The organism is Microbacterium sp., from assembly GCF_035687345.1.
In the GTDB taxonomy this organism is placed as follows: domain Bacteria; phylum Actinomycetota; class Actinomycetes; order Actinomycetales; family Microbacteriaceae; genus Microbacterium.
On the sequence record NZ_DASRXZ010000099.1, the window covers coordinates 21,175 to 27,345 of the forward strand.

A 6,171-nucleotide genomic window follows, 5' to 3' on the forward strand; every position below is an offset into this window, starting at 1 on the left:
TAGGCTCGCCCGCATGTCCATCAAGCTCGAGAACGTCGGCGTCGCCGTTCGAGACCTCGAAGAGGCGATCGCGTTCTTCACCGACCTAGGCCTGACCGTGCTCGGCCGCGATGAGATCAGCGGCGAGTGGGCCGACACCGCCGTGGGTCTCGACGGCAACCACGCGCGCATTGCGGTGCTGCAGACCCCGGACGGCACCGGTCAACTCGAGTTCTTCGAGTACATCCACCCCGACGCGATCGAACGCGACCCCGTCCTGCCGAACGAGATCGGCATGCACCGGGTCGCGTTCTCGGTCGACGACCTCGACGAGGCGCTCGCGATCGCGGCGAAACACGGATTCCACCCGCTGCGCGGCGTCGCGAACTACCAGGACGTGTACAAGCTCACTTACCTGCGCGGTCCGAGCGACATCCTCGTGATGCTGGCGCAGGACCTGACGAAGGGGTGACGTGGCGGAGGATGGGGGATTCGAACCCCCGAGGGCTTGCACCCAACACGCTTTCCAAGCGTGCGCCATAGGCCACTAGGCGAATCCTCCAGGAGGCCCCGGAGGGCCACAGGCCATCCTACCGTGCCCTCCACCCCGCTCCCGACCGCGGCCGCGCCCCGGGCCCCGAGCCCCGAGCCCCGAGCCAGCCGAGATTGCGCGAACGACGGCGGATGCCGGCATCCGGTGGTGATTCGCGCAATCTCGACGTTGTCACGCCCGAACCCGGGAACGGGCCCGCGCCCCCGCACCGGCGTAGAGGCTGCCGGGGCGGATGACGAGCGACCGCGGCGCCAGGATCGCGAGGATTCGACGCGGCAGCTCGACCTCGGCGAGCATCGCACGCGACACCGAGACCGCCGCGTTCGCGATCGCCTCTCCCTGCCAGAAGCCGTGCTTGCCGCCGGGCGCGTAGCTCGCGCGCTCGATCGCGCTGATGAGGAGACTCATGTCGGCCGGGGGAGCACCGTGCTGCTCGACGAGCCGTGTGCCGAGACTCCTCGCGCTCTCGGACGCCGGAACGCTCACGCCGAGGTCGATCGCGACGTCTTGGACGACGGTCCAGGCGGATGCCGCATCGCCCGTGCGCGCGGCCGCGAGAAGCTGCCGGCGCCGCATCTCCCGCACGATCCCGGGAATCGCGAGGGCGAACAGGATGCCGAGGACGACGGTCGCGGCGGGCGTGAGGTCGAGCGGGCCGGTGGCCGAGGCATCCGTCGATCCCGAATCGTTCGGACCGCCGTCATCGGGGGAGAGCCCCGGGGCGGAGGACGGGGCCGTGCTCGGCAGCGGAGTGGCCGGGTCCGCGGGGTCGTTCGGCCCGCCCTGCGACGCCGCGGGCGAGAAGGCGGTCGGCGTGCCGAGGCTGTTGGTGGGCTCGAACTGCACCCAGCCGATGCCGTCGAAGTAGACCTCGGGCCACGCGTGCAGGCGGCCGCTCGTGACCGTGTACACCGTCTGACGGTCGATCGCGTCGGTCGTCGCCTCGCCGGGGAGATACCCGACGACGATGCGCGACGGCATGCCGAGCGTGCGCGCCATGAGCGCGAACGCCGATGCGAAGTGCACGCAGTACCCGGCCCGGTTCTCGAGGAACCGGGCGACCGCCTCGGCACCCGTGCCGTCGAATCCGTCCTCGACAGGCGCTTCGAGCGAGTACTGGAACTCGCTCGAACGGAACCACGACTGCAGCGCGATGAGGCGGTCGTAGTCGGTCGCCGCGTCGGCGGTCACCTCCTGTGCGAGCTGGGCCACGATGGGCGGAAGATCCGTCGGGATCTGCGTCGTCTCGTCGCGCTGCTCGTTCGCGCGCGAGGGCCGCGCCCGGATCTGCTCGAGCGTGGGTCGCGGCACGTGGCTGACCACCTCGTACACCTGGCCCTGCGTCGAGCCCGACCGCGCCGTGACGGTGCGGTTGTACGGCACGGCCGCCCACTGACCCGTGAGCCCGGTGACCTCGACCGCCGGGTACGACACCGGCAGCCACGGCGACGACAGGTTCAGCACCTCGACGTTCGTGCGGTACTCCGCGACGTCGATGTTCGGCGCGACGCTGATCTCACTGAGCCCTTCGGGCCCGTCCAGCGGGACGCTGCGGACGCGATCGGGATTCCACACCGCGCCGTCGAACCCGGTGAGGGTCGCGACGCGCAGGTACGGCGGCGACGGCGCGTTGCTGCGCATGACGAGCACCTCGATCTCGCGAGGCCGCCGCAGGTCGTCGCCGAGCTCGAGGGTCACGTCGATCCCGGTGCCGGGGCCCAGCCCGCCCGCGCCCGCGCGCACGGTGGGCTCGGGGAGCAGTGGCGAGGCCACGACGGCGACCACGACCGCGATCGCGCCGATGCCGAGCGCCGTCGCGGGCACCCCGGCGGTCCGCTCGGCGTCGCGCTCCTTCTGTCGTTCGCGCGCCCGAGTGTCGGCGCGCATGAGGAACAGGATCGCCGCTGCGAGCAGCACGAACGCCATCACATCGGCGTCGCTCGGCACCGCGATCGCGGGGATCAGCGAGACGGCGATGAGTCCGATGGCGGCGAGGAGCGGCATCCGCGCCGTCAGCACGACGTGATCGATGACGATCGTGAGCAGACCCGTCGTCGCGACGATGAGGAACGACAGCGCGATGCCGGCTTCCAGCGGGGCCGCACCCAGAGCGATCTCCTCGGATGCCACGCCCACGAGCCGCGGAACCTGACGCGTGATCGTCTCCGGCGTCGGGATCACCCACAGCAGGGCCGTGTCGCGCAGGAACACGAGCGACACGAACACGACCCACACGGCCGCCTCGATGAGCGAGACCGCGATCGCCGCGAGCCGGTAGCGGCGCGCGACATAGCCCGCCGCGAGGATGCCCGCCGTCAGGATGACCGCCCCGAGCAGCCACCCGCTCGGGCGCACGACGCGCATGAGCGGCAGCAGCGCCGCGAACACCGCGACGAGCACGCCCGCCGTGAGCGTGAGGTCGGCGCCGCGACGGCCCGCCCGGACGTCGTCGATGATCCCGGTGGGATCGCGATCACTGGAGGACATTCGCCGCTGCCCTGTCCACCGCGTTGACCCACGCCGGAGTGATCTCCGACTCCTCGCCGATGCGTCCGACCCGCCAACCGAGATCCGCCGCCCGCTCGAGCGACCCCGCCGACGGCGAGACCGTCAGCAGCACCGGGAGCGTCGAGTGGTGCACGATCGGGGCGAGGGCGGCGGCATCCGCAGTGTCGAATCGACCGGTGATGACGACCACCGGACCCGTCATGACGCCGGAGAAGACGCGCGACAGCTGCTGCAGATGGTCGTCGCGCCGCGCCATGAGCTTCGCGAAGCCGTTGATGACGAGCTCGACCTCGATCATGTCGCCGCCGTCGATGCGCTCCGCGAGCTGCGTGCCGTCGGAGTCGATCACCTCGACCGCGTAGCCGTCGTGCGCGAGACGGGCGATGACGGATGCCGCCGCCGACACCGCGATCTCGAAGCCGGGGTCCGCGCCGGGGGCCTGCATCGCCTCGCCCGCCCAGCGCAGCACGCCGCGGTCGAGCACGACCGTGGCCTCGGGCGTGGACTCCTGCTCCTCCTGCCGCACCATGAGCTCGTCGCGGTGCGCCGTCGCGCGCCAGTGGATGCGCCGCATCGAGTCGCCGGGCACGTACGGCCGCGCGATGAGGTTGTCGGCGCCCTGGCCGAGCTGCGTGGTCGTCGTGTGCAGCATGCCGCCCGCCTCACCGGCGAAGTTGCGGAGCGCGGGGAGGTCGACGACGGCGGGCGCGATCGTGATGTGGGTCTTCTCGCCGAAGATGTTGCGGCGGCGTGCGAGGCCGAACGGGTCGGTCGAGCGCACCGACAGCGGACCGATCGGATGCACCCCGCGCCGCGTGCCCGTGACGGTATACGTGAGCTCCACGATGCGGTCCGATCCGCGCAGCCCGGACCCGAGGGCGGGGAACACGCCGTGCGCGTCGCCCGCGACGCCCTTGGGCAGAGTGTCCTGCCACACGCCCGGGGGCGTGGGGAACGCCGTCCGTACGCCGACCCGCACCGTGACGCGCGCGTCGCGTCCCACGGATGCCACATCCGGCATGAACGATCGCGCGACGGTGTCAGCACGTCGCGTGAGGTACAGCGAGGCGATGCTCGCCCCCAGCACCGCCACGAGGAGCATCCCGAAGTACACGAGCTCGGGGATCCCCACCTCGTTCGCGATGATGAAGCACGCGATCGCGAGCACCAGCGCGCCTGTGCCCCGTGCGGTGAGCGGCCACAGGCGGTTCATGACGGATGCCTCACTGGCGGGTCGCGAGCGGCACCCGCACGCTCGCGGCGATGCGGTCGAGGATCGTCGCGATCGCATCGGCCGTCGAACGGGCGCGTGCGCCGCCCGCCGACCGGGTCGGGATGAGCCGATGCGTGAAGACGGAGTGCAGGAGCGCGGTCACGTCGTCGGGGATGACGAACCCGCGCCCGTCGAGCGCGGCCCACACCTTGGCGGCACGCACGAGCTGCAGCGTCGCGCGGGGGCTCGCGCCCAGGCGCAGATCGGGATGCGTGCGCGTGGCGGCCGCGAGGGCGACCGCGTACTCCTCGATGGCCGGCGCGACGTGCACGGCGCGTGCCCACGCGATGAGCTCGGCGACGCGCGTGCTCGAGACGACCGGGGCGATCGAGTCGAGGGGGTTGACGGTGTCGCGCTGCCGCAGCATGAGCGCCTCGGAGCTCGCGTCGGGATACCCCATCGAGATGCGCATCATGAAGCGGTCGCGCTGCGCCTCGGGGAGGGCGTACGTGCCCTCCATCTCGAGCGGGTTCTGCGTCGCGACGACGAGGAACGGGTCGGGCAGCGGGTAGGTCTGTCCGTCGACCGTGACCTGGCCCTCCTCCATCGCCTCGAGGAGCGCGGACTGGGTCTTGGGGGAGGAGCGGTTGATCTCGTCGGCGATGACGATGTTCGCGAAGATCGCGCCCGGCTTGAACTCGAACTCGCGATCGACCGGGTTGAAGACGCTCACGCCCGTGACATCGCCGGGGAGCAGGTCGGGGGTGAACTGGATGCGGCGAACGGTCGCGTCGACGGATGCCGCAAGGGCGCGCGCGAGCATCGTCTTGCCGACGCCGGGCACGTCCTCGATGAGCAGGTGTCCCTCGGCGAGCAGGCACACGAGTGCGGAGCGCACGGCGTCGGGCTTGCCGTCGATGACGCGCGCCACCGAGTCGAGGATCGCGGTCGTCGCGCGCGCGAAGCCCTCGGCTGTGAGAGCCGCGGGCGCGGCATCCGTGGTCGTGTCGTCTGTCGCGATCTCTGTCATGCGACTCCCCTCGCCGCCCGAGGAACGGCTCCTAGAACGGGCGACTCTGCCCGATCTGTCGATCGTAACAATCGGGGAAGCAGGTCGGCCTGTGAGATCGACACGAGTCCTTGCCGCGCAACCGGTCGCAGGACCGGCATGATGTGGCCATGACGGATGCCGGAACAGGTGCTCCTGGGGACGCACCGAAGAGATCGCGCTGGCCGCTCATCGCTCTCCTCGCCGGGGTCGCGGCCGTCGTCGTGATCGCGCTCATCGCGGTGTTCGCGCGCGGCGGCCCCGTCGAGTACGCGGAAGACACCCCCGAGGGCGTCGTGCAGCGCTACTCGCAGGCGGTCATCGACGGTGACACACAGACCGCGCTCGACCACCTCGTGCCCGATCTCGCCGAGAGCTGCGAGAGGCAGCAGCCGGGCACGGACGACCTCCGCGTGACGCTCGTGGAGAGCACGGAGCGCGAGGACTCGGCGCGCGTCGAGGTGATCGTCGCGACCGTGTACGAGTCGGGGCCGTTCGGCGCGAACGAGTACCGCAGCGAGGAGGCGTTCGATCTCGTCCGCGTCGGCGGGCAGTGGTACGTCGACGTTGCGCCGTGGCAGCTCACGATCTGCTTCGACACCGGGCTCCGATGATGGCCACCACCGCAACCGGCCGGGCGCAGACCGTCGTGCGCCGCATCATCGTCTTCGTCCTCCTCCTGACTCTCGTCGTGATCGCCGCGATCGGCATCGCGGGCCTGATCGAGAGGATCATCGGCGCGGGCGCCACCCTCGCGGGCGACGACGCGGGCCTCGCACGGTCTCTCGCGTTCGCCATCATCGGCGCGCCGCTCGCCGGCGTGCTGTGGTGGTGGGAACGTCGGCGCCTTGCGTCCGACGCGTTCGAGCG

General features: G+C 71.3%; 6 protein-coding genes and 1 tRNA gene. 3 read left to right on the forward strand and 4 right to left on the reverse strand.

Annotated elements, in window-relative coordinates:
* The first annotated feature begins 13 nt into the window (after positions 1–13).
* The gene (locus VFF97_RS11255) at positions 14–451 is read left to right on the forward strand and encodes a VOC family protein (RefSeq protein ID WP_325033594.1); all 438 of its coding nucleotides are present in this window, start codon (positions 14–16) and stop codon (positions 449–451) included.
* A 2-nt stretch (positions 452–453) separates the two neighbouring features.
* Here the strand turns inward: VFF97_RS11255 and VFF97_RS11260 are convergent.
* The 4 genes from VFF97_RS11260 to VFF97_RS11275 all read right to left on the reverse strand — a co-directional run bounded on the left by VFF97_RS11260 (position 454) and on the right by VFF97_RS11275 (position 5,283).
* Positions 454–541: transfer RNA gene (locus VFF97_RS11260), tRNA-Ser, on the reverse strand.
* 162 nt (positions 542–703) lie between these two features.
* The gene (locus VFF97_RS11265; RefSeq protein ID WP_325033595.1) at positions 704–3,019 is read right to left on the reverse strand and encodes a DUF3488 and transglutaminase-like domain-containing protein; all 2,316 of its coding nucleotides are present in this window, start codon (positions 3,017–3,019) and stop codon (positions 704–706) included.
* Entirely contained in the window at positions 3,006–4,253 is a 1,248-nt protein-coding gene (locus tag VFF97_RS11270) for a DUF58 domain-containing protein (RefSeq protein ID WP_325033596.1), read from the reverse strand. Before VFF97_RS11270 ends, VFF97_RS11265 begins: the two co-directional genes overlap by 14 nt.
* A gap of 10 nt (positions 4,254–4,263) precedes the next feature.
* Positions 4,264–5,283: an AAA family ATPase gene (locus VFF97_RS11275; protein WP_325033597.1), complete on the reverse strand. Its 1,020-nt coding sequence runs from the start codon at positions 5,281–5,283 to the stop codon at positions 4,264–4,266.
* Positions 5,284–5,432: 149 nt separating this feature from the next.
* Between VFF97_RS11275 and VFF97_RS11280 the strand changes: the two genes are divergently transcribed.
* Positions 5,433–5,915, forward strand: coding sequence for a hypothetical protein (locus VFF97_RS11280; protein ID WP_325033598.1), 483 nt, complete (start codon positions 5,433–5,435; stop codon positions 5,913–5,915).
* On the forward strand, positions 5,915–6,171 hold a 257-nt coding region (locus VFF97_RS11285; RefSeq protein ID WP_325033599.1), incomplete at its 3' end, for a DUF5671 domain-containing protein. The genes VFF97_RS11280 and VFF97_RS11285, both read left to right, overlap by 1 nt.

Excerpts from the sequence above, each read along its gene's own strand:
- VFF97_RS11275 (WP_325033597.1), bottom strand. The coding sequence starts at position 5,283 with ATGACAGAGATCGCGACAGACGACACGACCACGGATGCCGCGCCCGCG.
- VFF97_RS11280 (WP_325033598.1), top strand. The coding sequence starts at position 5,433 with ATGACGGATGCCGGAACAGGTGCTCCTGGGGACGCACCGAAGAGATCG.
- VFF97_RS11255 (WP_325033594.1), top strand. The coding sequence starts at position 14 with ATGTCCATCAAGCTCGAGAACGTCGGCGTCGCCGTTCGAGACCTCGAA.
- VFF97_RS11270 (WP_325033596.1), bottom strand. The coding sequence starts at position 4,253 with ATGAACCGCCTGTGGCCGCTCACCGCACGGGGCACAGGCGCGCTGGTG.
- VFF97_RS11265 (WP_325033595.1), bottom strand. The coding sequence starts at position 3,019 with ATGTCCTCCAGTGATCGCGATCCCACCGGGATCATCGACGACGTCCGG.